Annotated in this window: 22 protein-coding genes and 3 tRNA genes; 11 read left to right on the top strand and 14 right to left on the bottom strand. The window is 47.2% G+C overall.

Annotation, left to right across the window (positions count from 1 at the left end; translation table 11 throughout):
- The first annotated feature begins 26 nt into the window (after positions 1-26).
- Entirely contained in the window at positions 27-407 is a 381-nt protein-coding gene (locus ACV7NC_RS07215) for a VOC family protein (protein WP_458151855.1), read from the top strand.
- A 234-nt stretch (positions 408-641) separates the two neighbouring features.
- Here ACV7NC_RS07215 and ACV7NC_RS07210 read toward each other — a convergent pair whose 3' ends face one another.
- The 6 genes from ACV7NC_RS07210 to ACV7NC_RS07185 all read right to left on the bottom strand — a co-directional run bounded on the left by ACV7NC_RS07210 (position 642) and on the right by ACV7NC_RS07185 (position 9,594).
- Positions 642-3,452 carry a Calx-beta domain-containing protein gene (locus tag ACV7NC_RS07210; RefSeq protein WP_458151854.1) on the bottom strand — a complete coding sequence of 937 codons (2,811 nt, stop codon included), beginning with the start codon at positions 3,450-3,452 and terminating at the stop codon, positions 642-644.
- A 35-nt stretch (positions 3,453-3,487) separates the two neighbouring features.
- Positions 3,488-4,525 carry an IS630 family transposase gene (locus tag ACV7NC_RS07205; RefSeq protein ID WP_458151853.1) on the bottom strand — a complete coding sequence of 346 codons (1,038 nt, stop codon included), beginning with the start codon at positions 4,523-4,525 and terminating at the stop codon, positions 3,488-3,490.
- A 37-nt stretch (positions 4,526-4,562) separates the two neighbouring features.
- On the bottom strand, positions 4,563-6,821 hold the full coding sequence (locus ACV7NC_RS07200) for a hypothetical protein (protein WP_458151852.1): 2,259 nt from the start codon (positions 6,819-6,821) through the stop codon (positions 4,563-4,565).
- Positions 6,822-7,297: 476 nt separating this feature from the next.
- Complete coding sequence (locus ACV7NC_RS07195) at positions 7,298-7,864, bottom strand: hypothetical protein (protein ID WP_458151851.1); 567 nt, start codon at positions 7,862-7,864, stop codon at positions 7,298-7,300.
- Positions 7,865-8,150: 286 nt separating this feature from the next.
- Positions 8,151-8,489, bottom strand: coding sequence for a YraN family protein (locus tag ACV7NC_RS07190; RefSeq protein ID WP_458151850.1), 339 nt, complete (start codon positions 8,487-8,489; stop codon positions 8,151-8,153).
- Positions 8,476-9,594, bottom strand: coding sequence for a penicillin-binding protein activator (locus ACV7NC_RS07185; protein WP_458151849.1), 1,119 nt, complete (start codon positions 9,592-9,594; stop codon positions 8,476-8,478). The genes ACV7NC_RS07190 and ACV7NC_RS07185 overlap by 14 nt, the downstream gene beginning before the upstream one ends.
- A gap of 11 nt (positions 9,595-9,605) precedes the next feature.
- On the opposite strand from ACV7NC_RS07185, the gene rsmI reads away from it, so the two are divergent.
- Both rsmI and pyrC read left to right on the top strand, forming a co-directional pair.
- Positions 9,606-10,466 carry a 16S rRNA (cytidine(1402)-2'-O)-methyltransferase gene (gene rsmI, locus ACV7NC_RS07180; protein ID WP_458154864.1) on the top strand — a complete coding sequence of 287 codons (861 nt, stop codon included), beginning with the start codon at positions 9,606-9,608 and terminating at the stop codon, positions 10,464-10,466.
- A gap of 38 nt (positions 10,467-10,504) precedes the next feature.
- The gene (pyrC, locus tag ACV7NC_RS07175; RefSeq protein ID WP_458151848.1) at positions 10,505-11,545 is read left to right on the top strand and encodes a dihydroorotase; all 1,041 of its coding nucleotides are present in this window, start codon (positions 10,505-10,507) and stop codon (positions 11,543-11,545) included.
- Between the two features lie 9 nt (positions 11,546-11,554).
- On the opposite strand, the gene ACV7NC_RS07170 is transcribed toward pyrC, so the two are convergent.
- The 5 genes from ACV7NC_RS07170 to ACV7NC_RS07150 all read right to left on the bottom strand — a co-directional run bounded on the left by ACV7NC_RS07170 (position 11,555) and on the right by ACV7NC_RS07150 (position 13,303).
- Positions 11,555-11,923 (bottom strand): thiol-disulfide oxidoreductase DCC family protein, encoded by a 369-nt coding sequence (locus ACV7NC_RS07170; protein WP_458151847.1) that lies wholly within the window; start codon positions 11,921-11,923, stop codon positions 11,555-11,557.
- A gap of 95 nt (positions 11,924-12,018) precedes the next feature.
- Complete coding sequence (locus tag ACV7NC_RS07165; protein ID WP_458151846.1) at positions 12,019-12,366, bottom strand: hypothetical protein; 348 nt, start codon at positions 12,364-12,366, stop codon at positions 12,019-12,021.
- Between the two features lie 589 nt (positions 12,367-12,955).
- Positions 12,956-13,045 (bottom strand) — tRNA-Leu (locus tag ACV7NC_RS07160).
- A gap of 6 nt (positions 13,046-13,051) precedes the next feature.
- Positions 13,052-13,125: transfer RNA gene (locus ACV7NC_RS07155), tRNA-Cys, on the bottom strand.
- 103 nt (positions 13,126-13,228) lie between these two features.
- Positions 13,229-13,303 (bottom strand) — tRNA-Gly (locus ACV7NC_RS07150).
- 192 nt (positions 13,304-13,495) lie between these two features.
- Between ACV7NC_RS07150 and ACV7NC_RS07145 the strand changes: the two genes are divergently transcribed.
- Both ACV7NC_RS07145 and ACV7NC_RS07140 read left to right on the top strand, forming a co-directional pair.
- Entirely contained in the window at positions 13,496-13,777 is a 282-nt protein-coding gene (locus tag ACV7NC_RS07145; RefSeq protein WP_458151845.1) for a hypothetical protein, read from the top strand.
- A gap of 114 nt (positions 13,778-13,891) precedes the next feature.
- Positions 13,892-14,302 carry a hypothetical protein gene (locus ACV7NC_RS07140; protein WP_458151844.1) on the top strand — a complete coding sequence of 137 codons (411 nt, stop codon included), beginning with the start codon at positions 13,892-13,894 and terminating at the stop codon, positions 14,300-14,302.
- Positions 14,303-14,494: 192 nt separating this feature from the next.
- Here the strand turns inward: ACV7NC_RS07140 and ACV7NC_RS07135 are convergent, their stop codons facing one another.
- Both ACV7NC_RS07135 and ACV7NC_RS07130 read right to left on the bottom strand, forming a co-directional pair.
- Positions 14,495-14,776, bottom strand: a complete 282-nt coding sequence (locus ACV7NC_RS07135) for a hypothetical protein (protein ID WP_458151843.1) — start codon at positions 14,774-14,776, stop codon at positions 14,495-14,497.
- A 141-nt stretch (positions 14,777-14,917) separates the two neighbouring features.
- Positions 14,918-15,313 (bottom strand): surface-adhesin E family protein, encoded by a 396-nt coding sequence (locus ACV7NC_RS07130; RefSeq protein WP_458151842.1) that lies wholly within the window; start codon positions 15,311-15,313, stop codon positions 14,918-14,920.
- Between the two features lie 397 nt (positions 15,314-15,710).
- On the opposite strand from ACV7NC_RS07130, the gene ACV7NC_RS07125 reads away from it, so the two are divergent.
- Positions 15,711-16,292, top strand: coding sequence for an Hsp20/alpha crystallin family protein (locus tag ACV7NC_RS07125; RefSeq protein WP_458151841.1), 582 nt, complete (start codon positions 15,711-15,713; stop codon positions 16,290-16,292).
- 52 nt (positions 16,293-16,344) lie between these two features.
- Positions 16,345-16,683, top strand: coding sequence for a hypothetical protein (locus ACV7NC_RS07120; protein WP_458151840.1), 339 nt, complete (start codon positions 16,345-16,347; stop codon positions 16,681-16,683).
- A 34-nt stretch (positions 16,684-16,717) separates the two neighbouring features.
- On the opposite strand, the gene ACV7NC_RS07115 is transcribed toward ACV7NC_RS07120, so the two are convergent.
- Entirely contained in the window at positions 16,718-18,241 is a 1,524-nt protein-coding gene (locus ACV7NC_RS07115) for a peptide MFS transporter (RefSeq protein ID WP_458151839.1), read from the bottom strand.
- 152 nt (positions 18,242-18,393) lie between these two features.
- Here ACV7NC_RS07115 and ACV7NC_RS07110 point away from each other — a divergent pair, with 152 nt between their 5' ends.
- The 4 genes from ACV7NC_RS07110 to ACV7NC_RS07095 are packed head-to-tail and all read left to right on the top strand — an operon-like array spanning position 18,394 to position 22,557.
- Positions 18,394-19,107 (top strand): C39 family peptidase, encoded by a 714-nt coding sequence (locus ACV7NC_RS07110; protein ID WP_458151838.1) that lies wholly within the window; start codon positions 18,394-18,396, stop codon positions 19,105-19,107.
- 20 nt (positions 19,108-19,127) lie between these two features.
- Positions 19,128-20,600, top strand: coding sequence for a RimK family protein (locus tag ACV7NC_RS07105; protein WP_458151837.1), 1,473 nt, complete (start codon positions 19,128-19,130; stop codon positions 20,598-20,600).
- Positions 20,597-21,850 carry a carboxylate-amine ligase gene (locus ACV7NC_RS07100; protein WP_458151836.1) on the top strand — a complete coding sequence of 418 codons (1,254 nt, stop codon included), beginning with the start codon at positions 20,597-20,599 and terminating at the stop codon, positions 21,848-21,850. The genes ACV7NC_RS07105 and ACV7NC_RS07100 overlap by 4 nt, the downstream gene beginning before the upstream one ends.
- Positions 21,847-22,557 (top strand): N-formylglutamate amidohydrolase, encoded by a 711-nt coding sequence (locus ACV7NC_RS07095; RefSeq protein ID WP_458151835.1) that lies wholly within the window; start codon positions 21,847-21,849, stop codon positions 22,555-22,557. Before ACV7NC_RS07100 ends, ACV7NC_RS07095 begins: the two co-directional genes overlap by 4 nt.
- Positions 22,558-22,631: the final 74 nt, after the last annotated feature.

Here is a 22,631-nt window from a genome sequence, read left to right as displayed (position 1 = left end):
CTTGATTAATAATAGGAGATACACCGATGAATCAAAATCCGGTCGGCTGGTTTGAAATCTATGTGCAAGATATGGCGCGGGCAAAACAATTCTATGAGTCGGTTTTTCAGACCAAACTCGAGCGTTTGCAAACGCCTGCGGATATGCCGGTCGAGCTGTGGAGCTTTCCGATGTTCGAAAATTCCACGGGAGCGTCCGGTGCGTTGGTTAAGATGGCGGACGGACCTTCTGGCGGCAATTGCGTGCTGGTTTATTTCTCATGCGTCGATTGTGCTGTCGAAGCTGGCCGGGCCGTATCATCGGGCGGAGAGGTTGTGCAAGCTAAAATGCCGATCGGTCAATATGGATTTATCGCGATGATTCGCGATACCGAAGGCAACGTGATCGGTTTGCATTCCATGAAGTAGTTGGCAATCACAAACCCGCTGCAGGCAGCGGGTTTGCTGGCGGCAGGGAGTTTATTTGTTGCGAATACCGGCGCAATTTTGTTCCAGCGTTTTTAGGGTGTCACTTTTTGAACAGGTAATCATCGAAACTCTGATTCACTGCCGTAGCGTTGACAAGAGTCAATATACCCATTGCAAGACTACTAAAAATCCCAAGTTGATTGAAATTAACGGCATGGTCACACCTTTAAAGATTTAGAATCCAGCTGTTATCGCATCTGGAAGAAAATCATTTGTCGTACCGACAAGATTAATAGTAATAGCGTTACTATCATAAAAGTAAATATGATTATTTAGTTCACCTAGGATGTTCCCGTTTTCATAGATACGAGCATAGAAACCTTCAACCTCTTGTGAGATTGTATGATTGGGGAAAAAACTATCGAATGCGCTCTCAGCCCAATTAAATAATCGATCTGGAGTGGCCGCCGATACTGTGAAATTTTCGTTGAAAACCTGTGCCTTTATCGCAAAACCAGAGATATCAAAAAAGGGAATAAAGTTATCTGTCGTGTCTTCATCTTGACTGCTATCCATCCAAGCAACTACAAATCCTCCATCCGGTAATGCGGCGGTTTGTGGATATCGCTGGTCATTTTGCGTCGCGGTATTGACTAAAATTTCACCGCCTAACTTGCTGCCGTCAGCTGTAAATGCCTGTGCTTTAATAGCCATATCACTAGAATCGCCACTTGCACCACCAATGCCATGACTAAAATCTATCCACGTAATTACAAATCCTCCGTCCGGTAACGCGGTGATCTGTGGAGACTGCTGGTCATTTTGCGTCGCGGTATTGACCAAGATTTCACCACCTAGTTTGCTGCCATCATCTGTAAATACCTGTGCTTTTATGGCTGTATCACTAGAATCGCCGCTCGCACCTCCAATGCCATGACTATAATCCACCCAGGTAATCACAAAACCACCACCAGGCAGTGAAGTGATCTGCGTATCATGCTGACCATTATGTGTCGCGGTATTAGCCAGAATCTCATTGCCAACCTTGCTGCCGTCAGCAGCGAATACTTGTGCTTTGATGCCGCCGCTGAAATCGCCGCTTGTACCTCCAACACCGTAACTAAAATCATTCCAGGTAATTACAAAACCACCATTTGATAACGCCGTAATCTGCATGGCTTCCTGAGAATTTTGTGTTGCAGTATTGACCAAGATTTCACCGCCTGATTTGCTGCCGTCAACCGCAAATGCCTGTGCTTTGATGGATCTATCGCTAGAATCGCCGCTTGCACCTCCAATGCCATGACTATAATCCACCCAGGTAATCGCAAAACCGCCATCTCGCAGTGCTGTGATTTGTGGGTCCGACTGTGTATTTTGCGTTGCGGTATTGACCAAGATTTCACCGCCTAATTTGCTGCCGTCAGCCGCAAATGCCTGTGCTTTGATGGAACTATCGTTAGAATCGCCGCTCGCGCCTCCAATGCCTTGACTTAAATCATACCAAGTAATCACAAAACCACCATTTTGCAGCGCGGTGATCTTTGGGAAACTCTGGTCACTTTCTGTCGCAGTATTGACCAAAATCTCACTACTCACTTTGCCGCCATCAGCGTCGAATACTTGTGCTTTAATAGCTCCAAAACTGGAATCGCCACTTGCTCCTCCAATTCCTGGCATTTGGTCTTTCCAGGTAATCACAAATCCACCATCCGGAAGCGCGGTAATTTGCGGCATCAATTTATTATTTTGCGTCGCAGTATTGACCAGGATTGCATTCCCCATCCTGCTGCCGTCCGTTGCAAATGCCTGTGCTTTTATAGCTTTATCGCTTACATCCTTCCAGGTCACAACAAATCCGCCATTTAGCAGCGTGGTAACCTGCGGGTCTGATTGATCATTCTTTGTGGCGATATCCACCAGAATTTCATCTCCAACCGGTATGAAACCTGTGGGTTTTGTGATGGTCGCAGTGCTGTTTTGGATAGTGAATGTTGTCGAAGTGAGGAAAGTTGAGCTTGGGTCGGTTGGGTTGGCTTGTATGATTAAGCCAAATGATTCGTCGGATTCGGTAACGCTATCCGGTAAAATATTGACAGGAATAGTTTTAGTTGCCTCATTGGCACTGAAAGTGAATGGTTGCTTCAACAGGCTGGTGTAGTCACTATTGTTGGTACTGCCATATTCCTGCGTAGTTGTAACGTATATCGTTTCTTCGGTATTCACCCTGCCACCCGATCGTGTAAGGGCAAACTCGATCTTGCCGTCTGTTTCTTTCACTGTTGCATCATCAGGAGTGACTCGAATGGTATCGGAATTAGGGTCGCGTATGCTGATGGTAACTTCACCTAGATCCGAAGTGCCGTCGGATGTCGCTTTGAGTTCATATCGTAAAGTCTCGGTCCTAATCTCGCCAGGCATTAAATCGAAATTAAGGGTTGATGTATCCAGATTCAAAGTACCGTCACTAGCTATCGAATAGCCCAAGCCTCCTTTTATTTTGCCAATAAACGGCGCGGCGGATCCAACGAAGTCACCCTCAAATCGCTGAACAATCATCTCCTGATCAATGCTAGTCCTATCATTTGAAAGAATATTCACTGAGAGCGAATTGCCCTCAGATAAATCAATAACATCATTAGCAGCAGTGATCGTCCTTGTAAGGTTATTAACGATGGTTACATTCGTTCCAGTCGTTACATTGTCTGATTCAATATCCTCAGCAATTAGGTTGTCAGGATCAAAAACGGAAAATAAGTAGTAGTCGCCGTTGTCTATCCACTGTGGAATTGGGAAAGTAGTACTATATTCCAGGATTTCGCCAGTCGGTGCTTCGATAAGTTCGGTACCGCCTTTGAACGGTATGTCGCTTGCATCAAAGATATTGTCTTCGGAAAGATACAGCATAACTTCGACGGGAAGCGGCGAATCATCTTTTGTGAATTCGATCGCGTCGTCGATGGAATCCATAAATCCATACGACTTGATATTGTAAGATTGGAGAGCTTCCATCATATCTGATTCAACAACAACATGAGAACCCACAATGTTATTGATCCGGTCAGATTAAGTTTGAAGTTTCAAGCGGCATATTTGACCCTCGGATCTTGAAAGAAGCTTTTGACCCGTTCGGGTGATTGTTCAAGTTTAACCATGTGTTCGGTGGCAGCGAGTTTGAGTTTGGCCTTGGTGCGCACCGGCACTTTCGTCCCGATGGCATGCTTGAGGTCGGCATTGAGGCGTTCCTCCGGATTCAGTTCCGGGCTATAGCTGGGCAGGTAGAACAGCTCGATTTTGTCTTGTCGTTCAGCGACCCATGCCTTGACCTGTTTGCTGTGATGAACCCGCAGATTGTCGAGAATCAAGAATACCTTCTTCCCGGCATCCTTGATCAGCGCTTCGAGGAATTCGATCAGCCTGTCGGCGTTGAAGGCCTCGTCGATGATCATCCAGCGTGTTTTGCCCTGATTCGTCACTGCGGCAATCATCGATAGCTTCTGTCGCGCACCACCAGTCGCGTAGGTGACTGGCGTCTTGCCTGCCGGAGCATAGCAACGACCGCGCACATCGGTATTGACCAAGGCAGTTTCATCGCCCCAGTGAATCTCGCCGCCTTCCGCCTTGGCGCGCTTCTCAATTTCCGGGTATTGCTCGTTGAGCCAGGCTTGTACGGCTTCAGGCCGCTGCTCATAGGCCTTCTTGATCGGCTTCTGGGGAGTGAAACCCCAACGTGACAGATAGTTGCCTACGCCGCGCACCGACAGCTTGATGCTGTACTCCCTCTCTATCAGTTGCATGACCGCCGCCCGATTCCACAGCGCAAATTCCATCTTCAGTTGCTCCGGGCGCTTGTCACAAATGATCTTGCGGATGGCTTGTTCCTGTTCCTCTGTCAGTGCCCGCCCTTGACCAGCACGCTTGCCTCGCATCCCTGGCTTCAGGGCGGAAAATCCGCCTTCTTCATACCGATCTATCGCAAACCGAACTGTCGGATACGAAAGCCCACTGAGCTCAACAATTTGCATCACGCCGTAGCCCTTGCGATGCAACCGCACCACTTGCTTGCGCCGTTCATGCAGTTGCTCCAGCGTCGAATATCTTGCGTCGTCTTTTTCCATTTCAACAAGATGGGGGGCGATTCATAAATTTCAAGTATTATTGTGCCGAGTCAATAGAAAGCTTGTTGGCGTCGGCTGGGCGAGAAACTACCACAATTTGCCGAGCTCGAGTGTTGTTGGTTTCCTGTGTTTCAGAAATTCTTGCGAACGGATCAGCTACCACAATTAAATGATATAAACCGTCAGGAACGTAGCTGGGGATCGTAATTTCTGTATTGTCGTAATAATGCGTTCCACTATTCCCAAGACCACTTCTCGTTGTCATGTCAACAAGAACAACATCGTCGGATGACGCTGCGTCATCGCGCGACAGTAAGACTCTGTAGTCATAGGGAGGCGAACCATTGGCATTCGTCGAGATGTTAAAGCCGATTGTCTCGGCATTACTTTGAGAAAATATTTTCTTGGGATCGCTAAAACCTGGGTGAAGGTCGGGGTCTCCGGATAAACCCGGTCCAATCTTGAAAGGAATCGAAGCAGTGTCGTCACTCTCAATTAGATTATGACCGAGTGAAACAGAACGCACATCTACGCCCAGGAAATAATTACCGTTTCCTGAAATGGGAACATCGACAGTGCGTGTATAAGTCCTTTCTTCGCCTGGCTTCAATTCTGGTATGTTGTAGTCATCGCCAACTTTCCGGCCACTTTGTAAATCCGCGGTGGTAGCCAAAACGATGTCTGCTTTACCTTTTGCGCTTATTTTATCGCCAATATTTTTGACTGTATAAGTCACTTCGACCGAACCGCCCGAGGAAGCGCCCGATGAAGTGGAACCGAATGACAGTACTGCAAGGTTCGATCCTCCGCTTGTCGGAGAAAGTTCGGTTCCAGGGACAATAGGTTTCGGGTCGGGTTTTGTAGGAACAGTGGTTGTAACAATCGCACCAGGTTCCAATCGTGGACTCCAGTCGCCGTTAGCCTGAATGATATTAAAACCCACCTCATCCACTGCGGCATTTGGACCGGCCACAAAATACCAATTCACAAGATCGGAAATCGGGAATTCATAAACTTTACCTGTTTCGGCTTGTACGCCACTAACTTCCAGAAATCCGCCGCCGAGGGTTCTGTCTGCAACAGCAAAAGACACAATGTCTTTCACCCCATCATTGTCGATCCAGCCACTACGCGGAAATAGATCTGAAAGCGGAATCTTAGTGTTAGTGGTAATGGTTTTATTCACTGTCTGCACGGATAACAGAGTGCTGGAATTCCCATCGGTGCTTGGATCTAAAATAGGCGGTTTTGGAGTCGGAGTCGGAGTCGGAGTCGGAGTTGGAGTTGGTGTTGGTGTTGGTTCGGTTGTCGTAGCTGCAAGATGGATAAGCAATTCACCGCTATCAAAATCGTTAATAATAATTCGATCGCTTGTGCTTCTGCCATTCCAGTCATAAACGGTCAGTACTTTTGATGCGGTATCGTATTCAAGTTTAACGTTATTGTTTCTAATTTCATAAAGCTGTTTACTGCCAGTGCCGCCCGTAACAGGGATTGCGGTGCCGAAGATACTGTATCCACCAATAAAAATTAAACCCTTGCCGTCTTCATCTGTGATTGTGTCAACATCGGCAAATAGCGCAGTGTGTATTGTATAAATATCACTGCCAGATGGCGTAATGTGATATGTGTCAAAATCATTCCCACCATATAGATAGTCATTGCCTTTTCCACCATAAAGTGAATCGTTTCCTGTTCCTCCATGAAGACTGTCAGTCCCCGCTTCCCCATAAAGCGTATCATTTCCTGCATTCCCATTGACGATATCGTCCCGGATGCCAGTACGAATTATGTCATTTTCTCCACTACCATTTAATGTTAAAGAAAACGCATCACTTTCCAGGTTAAGCACATTCACCCCCTTGCCAGGAAATTCATCAACATCAGTTGGCGTTGCTCCTGAGAGAACATCGTCGATGTCAATTCCAATAACGGATAAGAGCGAAGTGGCGTAGGAGTTACTATTCTTATTCAGTCCATACAAAATATTTGAACCTTTCACGATAAATTCACTACGGACTTGTGAAAGTATTTCCCAGACGCTTTCTGCGCTACGGTCGCCAAGATCCAATGTTGTAAAAGCATACTTAGAATTGCCATCTAAAGAGTAATACGGAGCTGTGTGATTTTCATTCTTAGGGTATTCCCACATTAAGTGGCCTTCTATATACGGTTCTTGTACTTCGTTTTCTAACTGAGTTCCATCTTCTTTTACGAGTACAACTTGTAAATGGCCATAACCGAGAAGAGGAGTTGTTATAGTAATGTAGTTTCCCGCTAAGCGTAGTTCTGACACCTGTATTTTCCTTATAGCCGTATTTATGTGATCTGAAATATAAGTCAGTAACTAAGATTCAGATTTTAAGTCCGATATTTTTATGAGAGTGAACAGATATATGGTTCATATTGCTAGAATGCTCCTGCCAAATGAGCCACATTTTTAATCTCGGAAAGAAGATATCATCATATTTGTAAAAGTGATAGAAGTCATATGCCCCTGATTAATTGATTTGTTTAACAATTTTTCAGGATGTATATGTATGTCCCGATATCAATAAATGCTTCTGATAATTTAAGGAAAAACAGATCGAGTTTTTCGACAAGCTCAGGATGAGCGGCAAGAAGAAAGGCTAAGCCCTGCAATTATATTTCGCATGCAGAGTTCATCTGACCCACAGGGTAGTTTAGGCTTATGCAGAGGACAAATAATCTGTCAATTTGATGGCATTAGCAACCCGCTGATTGCAGCGGGTTGCTGATTGCGGGGAAAGTTTATTTATTACGAACGCCGCCACGATTTTGTTCTAGCACTTTGACGATTGCTTTGATATCTGCTTTGCTGACGCCCGCTAACGCTGCTTGCTCACTGATGATCTGAATGAATCTGGAGATGGTCCGGTCCGGAATGTTCAGGCCTTTATGAATTTTTGGCATCGAACCGCGGCATTTGTGCCCGGATTCGACGACCGCGCCGCTATGCGGTGAAGAGCCTCCTAAATCATGATCGAGCATCATTGCCAAACACTGTTCGATATCATCCGGTGTGACCGTCAAATTACCAAAAAACGCGACGATTTCACCGTCCGCGAGCAAAGCAGGTACGGCAAAGTTATGCAAAAAAGCCAATATGCCGTGATATCCTCCCAATCTTGACGCAACCGAATCGCTTTTTATGACCAGACGCGGTACGTCTGTGGTGCTATCGTCCGTTTGTTGCGCAGTTGTTCTGACAGTATCCGCCATTACCGAACCGATGCCATCAATAGCGACTAAAGCGCAAATTAGGGCGATGGCAAGATACTTGATCCACTCGGTCGATTGTTTTGATGTCATAGTCATGATTTTCTCTCCTGTTGATGAGTTTTAAGTTTTTCCAAATCAGCCTTGCCGGGTTTTGATTGGCAAACACTGGAATCGCTTGAGAAGCTTTTGCAAGCGGTTTCATTACTCAATACGCGAGGAGTCGGACTCTGGATGCAAGCCAGTGTAAAAAATATTGAAATTTTTTACGGAAGTGTTACGAAAGATTGATTAGGTCAATGGAATCAGCTGGATGTTCTTGTTGAGGAGAACGGTTGGTCTAGAAATTAATTTTCCTGGTTGTTCTGAATCGAATGTATCAGCGTTATTCGCCAAACGCATTTTTTATCCATTCAATTTTTTTTCCATCGATTCCTGAGAGCAGCAATGCATCGAACCGGCAAGGCGGCTCACTATTGATTTCTGCCAGATAGTGCCGGGCGGTACGCAGCAGCTTGGCTTGTTTGGAGGGTGTGATGCTGGCAGCGGCGCCCCCGAATGCGTCGTTCGATCGCATGCGGACTTCGATAAATACCAAGGTGTCGTGATCACGCATGATCAGGTCGATTTCTCCAAAGCGGCAGCGGTAATTTTGCGCGAGCAGCACTAAATGGTGCCGCTGTAAATAAGCGATTGCGGCTTTTTCGGCATCACTGCCTTTCATCTTCGCTGATATTTCCGGGCGTTGTGATAAGCTGCACTTTGCCTTGCGTAAATTGCGCCGGGATGGGTTCACGCACGAATAGATTGGGCGGGTTAAAACGGATGTTCCCGGTTACACCGTCAAATGCGATCTGGTCGGCTGATTGCCACTGCAGCAAGTTGGTCATTAAACGAAAGGCGTCGATACCCAAGGCATAGAGACGTTCCATCTCGGTGCTTCTGGGACTATTGGCATGGCGGTAGGCCATTACAGCAGGGTGATCGGGCTGCAACAGCCACGGCATATCGAGAAACCGGATACCTTCCAAGTCGTTATTAAGGAGAAAATTGTCGATACCGGTAAAAATCTGTGAAGTGGCATAAACCGGAGTTTCCGGATCAAGATAGGGGCGGACGATGCGCGATTTGGCCGCGTCCAACGCCAGAAAAACCAGTCGTTCTTCGCCAGCGGTTAAATCCCGCAATTGCTGTAGAAGAACAGAGTTATCGGTATAACGATACAATTGCGCGGTATGACCGGATTCCTCCTGCCATCGTTGCATGAAGGCATTTTGCAGACGCCTGGATAAAGCGCTGTCATCTCCGATGACGACCGCACGGTTTCTGCCTCCCCAGGCTGCCAATTGAGCAATTTGATTGGCTTCGGTATCTGTTTGTAAACCGAAGAGATAAAGATTCCGCGGCAAGGGTGTGTTGCTATCAGCCGTGTTCAGTGTCAATGTCGGAATCGCCAGCTTTTCGCTGGATGCGATTGCGGAAACACCGTCTCGCGTGAGCGGGCCCACCACAAATACTGCACCGGAAGCGATTGCATGGTGGTAATTCATGAGAATGTCGAGAGGTTCGTCGCTGGTCGGGTATAACCGGATGCTGACCGGTAATGCTTGACCACGTTGTGCGGCGACCTCAAATCCTGCTTTGACAACGTTTGCCGCTTCCGCAAATGCTGGCGATTCCAGTGGCAGTATCAACGCGATATGAGACACAATTACGGGGCCGGCAGCTATGCCAGAAAGCGGAGGTTCTTCTTGTTCGGTGGCGAATACCGCTTGGTTGCCGTATATTGCCAAAAACAAAGCCAGGAAAATAGAAAAGCAACGTGCCATGGATGAAAATGATGCTAGAAAAGAGTGCATTATATGTGGTTGCCACCCCAATAGGAAATTTAAGCGATATCAGTTTACGCGCTTTGGAGGTGCTGGCGGGAGTGAGTGCGATTGCCGCGGAGCATGTGCAAAATTCCTCGCATTTATTGGCGAAGCACCATATCGCAGCAAAATGGATCCGGTTGCATCAGCATAATGAAAGTGCGACTGCAGATAAAATTTTGTCCTTATTGCAGGCGGGAGAAAGTATCGCATTAGTGACCGATGCCGGTACGCCAGCCATTTCCGATCCCGGTGCGATTCTGGTGCAACGTGTGCGCGAAAGCGGTTATCGAGTAATTCCAATTCCAGGCGCCAATGCGGCGGTTTGTGCGTTATCCGCAGCGGGTATCAGCAATCCTCATTTTTTGTTTTACGGTTTCTTACCGACTAAAACCGGATTGCGCAAGCGTGCGTTCACCGAAATTCAGTCATACCCGTTTACGTTGATATTTTACGAAGCACCGCATCGTATTCTGGAATCGGTGACAGATATGATCGAAGTGTTTGGCGGCAACAGGAAAATAACCATCGCTCGGGAACTGACCAAGTTGTTTGAGACAATATATTGCGGAACATTGAAAGAAGCGCTTGCGTGGTTGCAGGCAGACAGCAATCAACAAAAAGGTGAATTCGTGTTGTTGCTGTCGGGTGCGGAAATTCTGGAGAAATCCAGCATCAGTGAATCCGCCCGGCATACTTTGGCATGCTTGCTGGAAGAATTGCCGCTGAAGCAGTCGGTGAAACTGGCTGCGGAAATTACGGGTGAGAATAAAAACGCGCTCTATGAATTAGCATTGGAGATAAAATCAACCAGTGAACCTTCTCTTTAAGCTCACGTCCGTTATGATTACCCAATTTGGAATCGATTATGACAAGCATTACCATAACCCGGCCTGACGATTGGCACTTGCACTTGCGCGATGGCGAGCAAATGCGCGCGGTATTGCCGCATACCGCAAGACAGTTCGCCCGGGCCATCGTCATGCCCAACTTGCGGCCGCCGGTGGTTTCGGTCGCTCAGGCTTTGGCGTATCGGCAACGTATCCTGTCGGCATTGCCTGCAGTGCTGGTTTCCCGATTTGATCCATTGATGACGTTGTATCTGACCGATAATACCCCGGTTGCAGAAATTGTCAGTGCTAAGAAAAGCGGCGTGGTGCATGCTGTGAAATTATATCCGGCGGGTGCAACGACGAATTCGGATGCCGGGATAACTGAGATTGGTAAGTGCTATGCGGTACTGGAAGCGATGGAGGCGCATGATCTGCCATTGCTGGTGCACGGCGAAGTGACGGATTCCGCTATCGATGTGTTTGACAGGGAAAAAGTTTTTATCGACCGGATATTGTTACCGCTGACACAACGTTTTCCCCGCTTACGTATTGTTTTTGAGCATGTCACGACGCGCGATGCTGTCCAGTTTGTTAAAGAGTCATCGCATCCGGTTGCAGCTACGATTACAGCCCATCATCTGTTATTGAATCGTAATGCGATTTTTCAGGGCGGGATTCGTCCACATCATTATTGTTTACCAGTATTGAAGCGAGAGATCCACCGCAGGGCTTTATTGGATGCGGCGACGAGCGGAAATCCTAAGTTTTTCCTGGGTACCGATAGCGCGCCACACTCGCTATCGAGTAAAGAAAATGCTTGCGGTTGCGCCGGGATTTATACCGCGCATGCGGCAATCGAGTTTTATGCAACGGCATTCGAGCAAGCGGGAGCTCTGGATCGATTGGAAGCTTTTGCCAGCTTTCACGGGGCTGATTTTTACCGGTTACCGCGCAATCGGGGGACTATCACGTTGCATAAAGAGACTTGGATGATCCCGCAGCATTTTGATTTTGCGGACGAACGATTAATACCGCTTTATGCCGGTGACGCTTTGACTTGGAAAATGGCATCATAACCCGGGCATCTACCAATGTTTTAATAACCGGTTCCAACGGTATAACAATTTTGCGAAGCCATTATAAGCCAATTGAGCAAGTTGCCGGATGACTGGAAATTGTAACAACTTTGCCAGCCAACGTTGTTTTGGTGACTGCCGCCAAAGTTGAATGAACGCATCAATACCGGCGTTAATCTCGCCATTGCTATCCTTAACATGCAATCGCTCACGTACTTGTTCCAGCGAGCTGCTGACTTCCGAAACGGCTGTTGGATTGGTGTGTACATCGATCCACTCGATATCATCAATCCCACATCGTTCAAGATGTTGACGTTGGCTCTCTATTCCAGCTTTGCAGATCGGGCAGGCGCTGTTGTAATACACTTTTTTGTGCATTCCGGATGGTTTTTGTCAGGTAGATGGCAGGCTTTAGTATAACCCGCATCACTGACAACTTGGTTAAGTTGTCAGTCCGGGATTGCTGATAGAAATTAATGCAACCTTGTATGCCGCTCTATCGTAGGATGCAGTCGATGAGAGTGATTGGTATTTTTCTTCTGCCAGAATAACTTATAGGCACAGAAGGCTCCGATGAGAAGAGCAAAAATGGTCAGTAGGATCGGGGATGGGGTTGGTATTTCGAGATACCAGTACCACCATTCAAGCGCTGTTAAGAGAATAAAAATTGAAGGCGCAATGATTAAGGGAAGGATATCGCTATCGATCAACCTGTTGATTTTTCCGTGGATGTATTGGCGGCAATTGATAAAAAAATTATTTACATGTGTTGGATATTTTTTGGGTTTTGGTTTGATAATTTTTAGACGCAATTTTGGCATAAGTATAATTGTATTAAGTTATTGAAATATTATAGAAACACGATCAGTCATATGAATCGCTTGCAAAGACAATTATCGGTATTGCGAGTTAAAAATTTATAGCCGAAGATATTTTAGGCAAATATTCTGGAATGCTGCCAAGCGCTAAATTTTTCTTGGCATTTCAAGTAATCCACAGACAAATGACAAAACGGATGCTGTTTCATTGCTTACTGGCATAGATAAGGAAGATTTTATAACAATATGAAATATGGACTATGATGGCAATGTTACTTATCTAATTGATAAGCGCTGATTTTTTAATTGGCATGCAACAATTATTAAAAAATGTTCACAAAGTTATCCACAGATTCTATGAATAATTAAGAACATTTTTTGAAATAAGGCGATGTTGTATGTTTTGAATGACTGGATGCCCAATGTGTAACGATGTCAGGCCGTATATCCGTGATTGCGGTATGAAACTTCAGGATAGAGAAAGAGATTATGGCTATTGAATCTTAAATATCTTCCTTTGATATCTAATTTTCAGAATAAAGCGGATTATAAATCGGTGCGCGCAGTATAGAATCTTTACGATACCAGGAATTGGTGCCCGGGGCCGGAATCGAACCGGCACGGGCGGTTTAGGCCCGAGGGATTTTAAGTCCCTTGTGTCTACCAATTTCACCACCCGGGCAAAAAATGGAGGCGGGGGTCGGAATCGAACCGGCGTAGACGGCTTTGCAGGCCGCTGCATGACCACTCTGCCACCCCGCCATTTGCATAGCTTATAAAATTATTTGTAGCTCTAAAGAATAACCTGTAGAGACTATGCGGTTTCCGACAAAACTATCTTACAAGAGCCATTTTCTATTGAAAATGGAGCGGGAAACGAGGCTCGAACTCGCGACCCCAACCTTGGCAAGGTTGTGCTCTACCACTGAGCTATTCCCGCGTGATGAAGTTACCGAAAGATTTGTATCACTTCAGAAACAAAGGGTGGATTATAGAGATGCTGTGCGTTTTGTCAAGAAATGAAGAATGCTGGAAGCGTGTTAATCAACTGTATGCAGTCACTTTCGAGGGGGACAATTTCGGTATCGTGTAAAATGATAATGAAGAGCGATTTATGAGAATGATATGAAGTATGCAACCAAGTGTGATTATTAACCAGCATCGGAATACCGCAATTATCGTAGCAACCAGCGGTAAGGGTGTGCTTGTGATTAAACTGGGTAAAGGGAAATTGACGGTGACGACATTATCTCAACGAGCAATTGCCGATCAAGGATATGTAGTGAGTAATTATTCACCAAGGCAGGCTGCGGAGCGTTATTTGAAGCATGGCGCCGGTGTTAGCGAAAAAGCTAGAAAATATTTAGAAAAAATCGCATCCAGCGGTTTTACTGAAAAACTGGATTTTGTCTAGTCCTGGCATTTAATTTTGTTACTTGAAATTTATTACTTGGCCAATTGCCTTTTAAGATTCTACGGTGTGTTTTTTTGAGTTACCGAGACTAAGGATAAGGAAGTATTAGAAAAAATGATCAATATATTAAGAGCTTGTATTATGCTGTTGCTGATTGCGCTGGTCAGCACGATGTCAGCATGTTCAGTGTTCATGGCTGCCAAGCAGCCGGATAAAAAGGATTTAAGCTTATTGAAAGAAGGCGTATCGCGAGCGTTATTGGTTTCCGAGTTTGGAGCGCCGGTCGTGAGCGAGTATAAAGATGGAAAAAGGTACGAAATTTTTAAGTTCGTACAGGGTTATAGCACCGGCGCAAAAGCCGGGCGAGCGTTTTTACACGGCGCTGCAAGTATTGCTACATTAGGGTTATGGGAGCTTTTTGGAACGCCTACGGAAATTACTTTTAACGGCGATGAAATGGCTTTTCAAGTCAGCTACGATGAGAATGACATCGTTGATGAAATTGCCATGATTAAAAAGGACTGAGTTTTGCAAACCGGTGCTGCAGCAGTTTTCTGTCATAACTCATACTCGCTTACTCAGGCCGATCAGTGAATCACTAAATCAGTGAATCACTAAATCAGTGAATCACTAATACAGCAAGCAGTTTTTCAAAAACCCACGACAAAAAAACGAAAGCCGGCAAAAGCCGGCTTTTTTGAAAAAATCAGCTAAGAATTAGCTGCATTTTCCTGTTTCAGAACCGTCTGCATTGGTTTCTGTACCGTCATCTTTCACGCATGTGTTTTGGCAGACGCCAGATTTTTTACATGCTTTGCCTGCCGGAAGGCTTTTCTTCTCAATACAGGTTCCTTCAACCAAGTAGCAAACTTGATCTGCACCGCATGCGCTCTTGCCATCTTTTTCTGTTTCTGCGCTGCAAGCGGCAAATGCATGATTAGACAATGCGATCAATGTAAAAACAAAAAACAAAGAACTGAGTGCTTTCTTGAACATCATATTTTCCCCTTTAGTTAGTTAAGTGACACATGAAAAATTATATTCCAAGGATATCAGAAAAAAAGTTCGTAGCGTAGGGGACTCGTTTGAGTACCCAGAACAGAGTGCTATTCATAAGGATTCAGGAAAGAGAACCGGCTGTCATTCGGTCTTGCAGGCGAGCTTCCATTCCGCTTCATCCATGCTGTCAGGCCGGATTTTTTCCCATTTTTGAGGCTGGCTATAAGAACGGACAAGGTCGCCTTTTTCCATGTTCCAACTGAAATATGAAAAAGCAAGGGTTCTCATTTGTTCCTCCTCGCAATCAAATTCACGCCGGACTTTTTCCGATAGGTAGGTGGCTCCCAAGGTTCTTTGCTCGTTTTGATAATCGAGCAAAATCCATAGTTTTACACGGTTCGCTGCTTTGCGTATAGATTTGAGATCCACATAGACGGTGTAACCACCTTTATCAGTACTGTCACCGAGTTTGGTCCATTCCGCGAATGTTTCGGTACTAATCAAAAACAATGTTAATGTGATTATCAGTTTTTTCATGATGTATTGTTATTGTATAACCATATAGGATTGAGAGAAGCTCGGCGGTATGCAATTCATTTAGGGAAACGCTGATTAATTGACTGCACGGGCGAATCACTTCGTTGCGCGGTACTCGCATCCTCGCCTATCTTGTTGATATGTCTCGGTGCTGCGTTCCGTGCGCCTCGTGCGCTCTCCCGTTCGCCGAATTAATCAGCATTTCCTTAGTTTTCCGGGTTTGCCGGCAGATGGATTTTTACATTAAGGTTGGGCAAATGCAAACCAGCCAAGCGCAATCTGGCCGATTCCTGGCAAAGTCATTGAATATGAACAGGCTCTCAGCTACACTGAAAACTGTTGGTAGCACAAGAAGCCTTTGTTTTATTGGACTGTGAAATTAATTGGAGGTATTGACATGGATTTTAGCAAACTCAATCCCTGGAATTGGTTTAAACATGAAGAAGCTGATAAAGGCCGCAGCGAAGTAGTGCCGGTCAAGCATGATGACCGTTCCTCGTCTCGCTTGCCGCAAGTCAGTAACTTGGATCAATTGCATCGTGAAATTGACCGATTGTTTGAAGATGCTTTTCGTGGTTTCGGTTTTCCCGCTCGATCGAGACCGGAATTTCTGCAACAATTTCTTTCCGACGAATGGATGCCGGTATTTCGAGCGAATGTCGACATCGCCAGTGATGACAAGCAATACACCATTACGCTGGAGGCGCCGGGGCTGGCGCAAGAGGATTTATCGATCGAGCTGAAAGACCGGGTGCTGGTGATTAAAGGCGCCAAGCAGCAAGAGCAGGAACATAAAGATCAGTATTATTTTCGCAAGGAAAGACGCTATGGCTCCTTCGAACGCGTTCTGGCGGTGCCGGACGATGCCGATGTCGACAGCATCCAAGCAAGGATGCAGAAAGGATTATTGACAATCACGATTCCTCGCAAAGAAGCCGAGAAATCGAATGTTAAAAAAATTACTATCAATAATGGATGATCGTTCTTTCCCAAGAGAAACGATCGAAGGTAAATCTACGAGAAGGGAATGTATGTTGCGAATACCGGTTGTCTTAGCAATTTGCGTAATCATGCTGCAAGGATGCGTCACATCGAAAGAAATTTTTCTCGCCGACGGCTCTCTGGGGCATAACATAAACTGCAGCGGTTCGGGAAAGAACTTCAGCCATTGTCTGGAAAAAGCCGGTGAGATCTGTGGCTCGCGCGGATACCATATCCTCGACCAAGCGGGTAATGTCGTTTCCTTCTCGGGAGCGTTACGCGAGCTGAGTCCGAACGCAAGAAACCCGACTGTCGGCTATATCTCTCCATCCAGCTCGACTATAACCCGCAACCTGCTGGTGAAGTGCAAGGAAATAGTGCAGCGCTGATAGTTTTGTAAAAGTTGAATCCGCCACTTTGGTATCAATGCAAGCCGTGCATCATTTTCTGCAGTTTCTTGCTCAGAAAAAATAGAATTAAAGATGCAAGCCCCGACAAGATTACGAAAATCATAAAAAACTCGTAAAGATTTGCGATTTCAAAACCTAGTAATTGCGGCTTGACCGGAGAAGCAGGATCGGGATAAAGCGCGCTCAAAATACCAGCCAGTTTACTGGCCGCCGCCAGCGATAAAAACCACACGCCCATCAGCAACGATGCAAACTTGGCTGGCGCCAGTTTTACCACCATCGCCAGTCCGATCGGCGATAAACATAACTCGCCGATGGTGTGCAGCAAGTACAAACTGAATAGCCATAGCATGCTGACTTTGATAGCCGGATCAAGTCCTTTGACGCCAAAGGCGATGATCAAATAACCAACCGAAAGGAACATCAATCCGAGGGCATGTTTGGCCGGTGACGACGGTTCCCGGTTATGTTTGCCCAACGATGTCCAGAGGAAAGCAAACAGCGGCGCCAGCAAGACAATCAGCACGGCATTGATCGATTGAAAGAAACTCGCCGGTATTTCAAACCCGGAAAACCTACGATCGGTTTGTTCTTCCGCAAAAAAAGTGAGCGATGCACCAGCTTGCTCAAAGGCCGCCCAGAAAAAGATGACGAAGAAAGCCAGAATATAAATGACTGCGATTCGTTGTTTCTCAATGGAAGTTAACGTCCTGTCGGTAATGATCGCTGCCGGACCGATAATCGTGACGGTAAAGATAGCCGAACCGATAATGCCGGAACCGGTTAAATAATAGAATCCGCAAAATAACAGCGCCGAAACGGAAATCCAGGTTAGCGTCTGCTTTAGCTGTGCTTGCGAGACACCGCTCTGATTACTATTTTTTACTTTTTTCTGCGGTGGCAGACCAATGCCTTCGCCACTGGGCGTAATAATATAGCGGTTTTTAAGTAACTCAAACGATGCGATGCTGATAATCATCCCGATCGAAGCCGCGAGAAAACCCCATTTAAAATCCGCCGGGTTGCCGGTGTCGCCAAAACCGCCGCATACCAATGGCGCGAAAAAAGCGCCAAGGTTGATACCCATGTAAAAAATGGTAAAAGCGGCATCGACCCGCTTATCGCCTTCGGGATAGAGTTGCCCGACCATGGTCGAGATGTTCGGTTTGAAAAAGCCATTGCCGAAAATCAACAATCCCAAACCCAGAAAAAGCAACGGTTGCGCAATAGTCAAATGATCGTAATTCGAAGCCGACAAAAACATGGAAAAATGCCCTGCCGCCATCAAGATACCGCCGGCAAGGATGGCTCGTCGATTTCCCCAGTAGCGGTCGGCGACATAACCGCCGATCAACGGCGTCAGATAAACCAGACCGATATAGCTGCCATAAATTTCCGAGGCGTATACTTTGTCGAACAGCAACGCCTTGATCATGAACAAGGTGAAAATGGCGCGCATACCGTAGTAGCTGAAACGCTCCCACATCTCAGTGAAAAATAAAAGGTACAAACCTTTCGGATGGCTTGTTGAATTCATGACTCTGATGAATGAATAAAGCAGTCAAAAGCGCAGATACTATCTGAATTTTGCATTTCTTAGCCATGAAACTGGCGAAAACCGGTGAATTTCAGTTAGCATGTGCAATAGCGATGGTGGTCCGTTCAATTCGTTAACTTTAAGTGCTTGCCATGCTAAGACCCGTGCATCATTTACCCATCAAGATTCTGCCGCAACCGGACGAAACGACTTGTGGCCCGACTTGCCTGCATGCTGTCTACAGCTATTGGGGTAGAAACGAGCCGCTGACCGATATTGTTGCCCGCACGCGCAAGCTGGAGAGCGGTTCCGGTACGTTTGACGTGTTTCTGGCGTGCGATGCGTTGCGTAGCGGTTTTCAGGCGACGATTTATACCTACAATCTGATGGTATTCGATCCAGTCTGGTTTGCTGCCGGTGTCGATATCGCCGAACGGTTGCGGCAGCAGGCGGCAATCAAAACCGACCGCCGGTTACGCTATGTGACAGAAGGCTATCTGGAATTCTTGAATCTTGGCGGCCGTTTACGGCTGCTGGATTTGTCGCATTCATTGATTCACGGACTGCTGCGTCGTGGCTTGCCGGTTTTGACTGGTTTAAGTTCAACTTTTTTGTATCGTGTGCCACGCGAGCACGGTCCGGACGATACGCCCGACGATATTCGCGGTGTACCTTCGGGTCATTTTGTGATTATTACCGGTTATGACCGTAACAAACGCACGTTACTGGTCGCCGACCCGTATGGCGCTCAACAAGAATACTGGTGCAATATCGACCGGGTGATCAACGCCATTTTGCTCGGCATCGTCACGTACGATTCCAATTTGCTGGTGATACATTCACCGCAAAGCGAGTCAATTTCTTAATTGCTTGATGGGGCAATGTCATGAGTAACCTGATCGTTGTCAGCAACGTGCAGCACTGGCCACTGAAGATTCCTGATGTGACGGTAGTTTCAGCCAAGGAATATTTGACCGATCCGGCTTACGGCGGGCATCTTCGCGCGCGCGTCTATAATTTGTGCAAGTCGTATCATTACCAAAGCATCGGTTACTATGTCTCGCTACTCGCCGAAGCGCGGGGGCACAAGCCGTTGCCGCAAGTCAATGCGATCGAGGATATTCAATCGCCGGGTTTGGTGAAGCTGTTGACCGAGAATCTCGATGAGCTGGTGCAGAAATCGCTTGCGCCGATTAAATCGGAGCACTTTGAGCTGAGTATTTATTTTGGACGTAATATCGCGAAACATTACGATCCGCTCAGCCGGCAATTGTTTAATTTGGTGCGTGCGCCGCTGTTGCGCGCTTTTTTTGAGCGGCATGGCGATGAATGGCGCATTCGCAGTCTCAAAGCAATCGCCGCGAATGATATTCCGCCGCAGCATCAGGATTTTGTGGTGCAAGCAGCCACCGATTATTTTTCCAAACGCAAGCCGTGGTTGCATCCGTTGATAAGTCCCCGGTACGATTTGGCGATTTTGCACGATCCTGGCAATCTGGAGCCGCCATCCAATGCCAAGGCGATGAAGCATTTCGAGAAGGCCGCCGAGGACCTGGGCATGCACGTGGAATTCATCACGCGTGCGGATCTGAGCCGCCTGCCGGAATTCGACGCGTTATTCATTCGCGACACTACCTTTGTCAATCATTACACGTACCGCTTCTCCCGTCATGCCGCGGCGGAAGGATTGACGGTGATCGACGATCCGAATTCGATTCTGAAGTGTAACAACAAAGTTTATCTGGCTGAATTACTGACCCGGCACCAGATCCCGATCCCGAAAACTATCCTGGTACATAAAGATAATCTGGAACAAATCATCCCGACGCTGGCGCTGCCGTGTGTGCTGAAACAGCCCGATAGCTCGTTTTCGCTCGGTGTTGTCAAAGTTGTCTCGGAAACGGAATTGCGGCAAAAGGTCAAAGCGCTTCTGGAAAAATCGGAGCTGATCGTTGCGCAGGAATATTTGCCGACTGCATTCGATTGGCGGGTTGGTATCCTGGATCGTAAACCGTTATTCGTGTGCAAATATTTTATGGCGCCAGGCCATTGGCAAATCATCAAGCATGGCGAGCAAGCGCAAGATTATGTCGAAGGCATGACGCAAGCGGTAGCGTTGCAAGAGGCACCTGCAAAAGTAGTTAAAACCGCGTTGAAAGCGGCCAACCTGATCGGTGATGGTTTTTATGGCGTCGATTTGAAGCAAGTAGGGCGGCGTTGCTACATCATCGAGATCAACGACAATCCGAATATCGATGCCGGTAACGAAGACGGCATTCTAAAAGAAGCGTTGTATCAGCAAATCATGACCGTATTTTTGCGCCGCATCGAGGAACGTAAACAAGGAAACCGGCGGTGAAACCCGCAATTCCGGCATTTTCCGGTTTTGGCATCGAACTCGAATACATGATCGTCGACCGCGATACCTTGGCGGTGTCGCCGGTTGCTGACCGGCTGTTACAAGTTTTGGCAGGGCGGCAAGCAGCGGAAGTACGATGTGGCCGGTTGGCTTGGTCGAACGAATTGGCACTGCACGTCATCGAGTTGAAAAATGCCGACCCGGCAGCCGATCTTGAATCGTTACCGGTGCTTTTTCAAAATGAGATACACCGGATCAACGCGTTGCTCGAAACCATGAATGCGCGCTTGATGCCAACTGCGATGCATCCGTGGATGAATCCGCGCAACGAAACCCGGCTGTGGCCGCATGATCACGCCGATATTTACCGCAGTTACGACCGGATTTTCGATTGCAAGCGTCATGGCTGGTCCAACCTTCAGAGCATGCATCTCAACTTGCCATTTGCCGGTGATACCGAATTTGCCCGTCTGCACGCTGCGATTAGGCTGATCTTGCCGATCCTGCCAGCATTAGCTGCCAGCTCCCCGATTGCCGAAGGCCGTTTTAGCGGTTTTCTGGATTTTCGTATGGAAAATTACCGGACGCATCAAATGGCCGTGCCGTCGTCGATGGGACAAGTCATTCCGGATACGATCCTTGACAGCGAGTCGTATCAGCAGCAAATTCTGCGGCCTATGTACCGCGAGATCGAAATGCTCGATCCGGATGGTGTGTTGCAGCATGAGTGGCTCAATGTAAGGGCTGCGGTGGCGCGATTTGTCCGGCATGCGATCGAGATCCGCATCATTGATGTGCAAGAATGCCCTTACGCCAATCTGGCCATTGCCGAGATCGTGATCCATGTGGTGCAAGCGCTGTATCAGCAAAAAACCGCGTCGCTGATCGAGCAGCAAGACTTCAGCACCGATCGGCTGGTAACGATTTTGCGCAACTGCATCGAGCAAGCGGATCAAGCGATCATTACCGACCGTGGCTATTTGGCATTGCTAGGATTTCCGTCGGCTCGATGCGAAGGGAAGGAGCTATGGCAGCACTTGTTTAATTCGCTATTACCGCTTCGAATACAGCAATCGGACGTGTGGCGCGAATCGTTCACCCTATTGTTACAGCAAGGGACACTGGCGCGGCGGATTCTGCGCGCCATCAATCAGGATTTCAGCCATGCACGTCTGACAGCAGTGTATCGTGAGCTGTGCGATTGTTTGAACGAAGGCCGGTTGTTTTCCGGTACTCTGGAATCTGCATGACCGATTCAACCGCGCCGGTCTGTTTTGTCGTCAGTTGCGAACACGGCGGTAACCGGATTCCTCCGGCTTATCAATTACTTTTCCGAGATCATGAAGCAGTGTTAGCCAGTCACCGCGGTTACGATCCCGGCGCGCTGCTGATGGCGAAAGCAATCGCTCAGCAACTCAATGCGCCGCTTTTTGCAGCAACGACCAGCCGCCTCCTGATCGATCTCAACCGTTCGATGGGGCATCCGCAGTTGTTTTCCGAATTCACTCGCAACTTACCGCCAATAATTAAAGAAAAAATCTTGGATCATTATTACCGGCCATACCGTCAGCGTGTCGAAACGGCGATTGCGCAAGCCATTCAGCGCGGCAGCCGGGTAATTCATCTGTCGTCGCACAGTTTTACGCCGCAACTGCACGGCAAAGTGCGGAAAACCGACATCGGTTTGCTGTACGATCCATCCAGCGAATGGGAACAATTGCTTTGCCGGCAGTGGCAGCAAAGTTTGCGGCAAGAATTGCCTGGGTTGACGATACGCCGCAATTACCCCTACACCGGCACAGCAGACGGCTTTACGGTTTACCTGCGCCGCCGGTTTGCGAGTGGCTGGTACGCAGGCATCGAACTGGAAGTCAATCAAAAGTATTTCCTCGATGACCGGAGAAAATGGCGGAGTTTGCGCCGTATGATTGCTGCAACGCTTTCCAAGACTTTTTGACAACTACTGCGATGTAGTTTGCGTAAAATCAAGCATTGCTATGGTTTTGATCGTATGATATCGAATAGCGTAAA

It is taken from the genome of Nitrosomonas limosa, assembly GCF_054188085.1.
Note: the sequence above shows the minus strand (reverse complement) of the source record. Positions and strands in the feature narration are given on the sequence as shown.

Bases quoted from the DNA above. Each gene is read 5' to 3' on its own strand.
- ACV7NC_RS07120 (WP_458151840.1), top strand. From the start codon at position 16,345: ATGTTGCGAATACCGGTTGTCTTAGCAATTTGCGTAATCATGCTGCAA.
- ACV7NC_RS07135 (WP_458151843.1), bottom strand. From the start codon at position 14,776: ATGATGTTCAAGAAAGCACTCAGTTCTTTGTTTTTTGTTTTTACATTG.
- ACV7NC_RS07095 (WP_458151835.1), top strand. From the start codon at position 21,847: ATGACCGATTCAACCGCGCCGGTCTGTTTTGTCGTCAGTTGCGAACAC.
- ACV7NC_RS07115 (WP_458151839.1), bottom strand. From the start codon at position 18,241: ATGAATTCAACAAGCCATCCGAAAGGTTTGTACCTTTTATTTTTCACT.
- ACV7NC_RS07190 (WP_458151850.1), bottom strand. From the start codon at position 8,489: ATGAAAGGCAGTGATGCCGAAAAAGCCGCAATCGCTTATTTACAGCGG.
- ACV7NC_RS07170 (WP_458151847.1), bottom strand. From the start codon at position 11,923: ATGCACAAAAAAGTGTATTACAACAGCGCCTGCCCGATCTGCAAAGCT.
- rsmI (WP_458154864.1), top strand. From the start codon at position 9,606: ATGCTAGAAAAGAGTGCATTATATGTGGTTGCCACCCCAATAGGAAAT.
- ACV7NC_RS07215 (WP_458151855.1), top strand. From the start codon at position 27: ATGAATCAAAATCCGGTCGGCTGGTTTGAAATCTATGTGCAAGATATG.
- ACV7NC_RS07195 (WP_458151851.1), bottom strand. From the start codon at position 7,864: ATGACTATGACATCAAAACAATCGACCGAGTGGATCAAGTATCTTGCC.
- ACV7NC_RS07185 (WP_458151849.1), bottom strand. From the start codon at position 9,594: ATGGCACGTTGCTTTTCTATTTTCCTGGCTTTGTTTTTGGCAATATAC.
- ACV7NC_RS07125 (WP_458151841.1), top strand. From the start codon at position 15,711: ATGGATTTTAGCAAACTCAATCCCTGGAATTGGTTTAAACATGAAGAA.
- ACV7NC_RS07130 (WP_458151842.1), bottom strand. From the start codon at position 15,313: ATGAAAAAACTGATAATCACATTAACATTGTTTTTGATTAGTACCGAA.
- ACV7NC_RS07110 (WP_458151838.1), top strand. From the start codon at position 18,394: ATGCTAAGACCCGTGCATCATTTACCCATCAAGATTCTGCCGCAACCG.
- pyrC (WP_458151848.1), top strand. From the start codon at position 10,505: ATGACAAGCATTACCATAACCCGGCCTGACGATTGGCACTTGCACTTG.
- ACV7NC_RS07165 (WP_458151846.1), bottom strand. From the start codon at position 12,366: ATGCCAAAATTGCGTCTAAAAATTATCAAACCAAAACCCAAAAAATAT.
- ACV7NC_RS07140 (WP_458151844.1), top strand. From the start codon at position 13,892: ATGATCAATATATTAAGAGCTTGTATTATGCTGTTGCTGATTGCGCTG.
- ACV7NC_RS07205 (WP_458151853.1), bottom strand. From the start codon at position 4,525: ATGGAAAAAGACGACGCAAGATATTCGACGCTGGAGCAACTGCATGAA.
- ACV7NC_RS07105 (WP_458151837.1), top strand. From the start codon at position 19,128: ATGAGTAACCTGATCGTTGTCAGCAACGTGCAGCACTGGCCACTGAAG.
- ACV7NC_RS07145 (WP_458151845.1), top strand. From the start codon at position 13,496: ATGCAACCAAGTGTGATTATTAACCAGCATCGGAATACCGCAATTATC.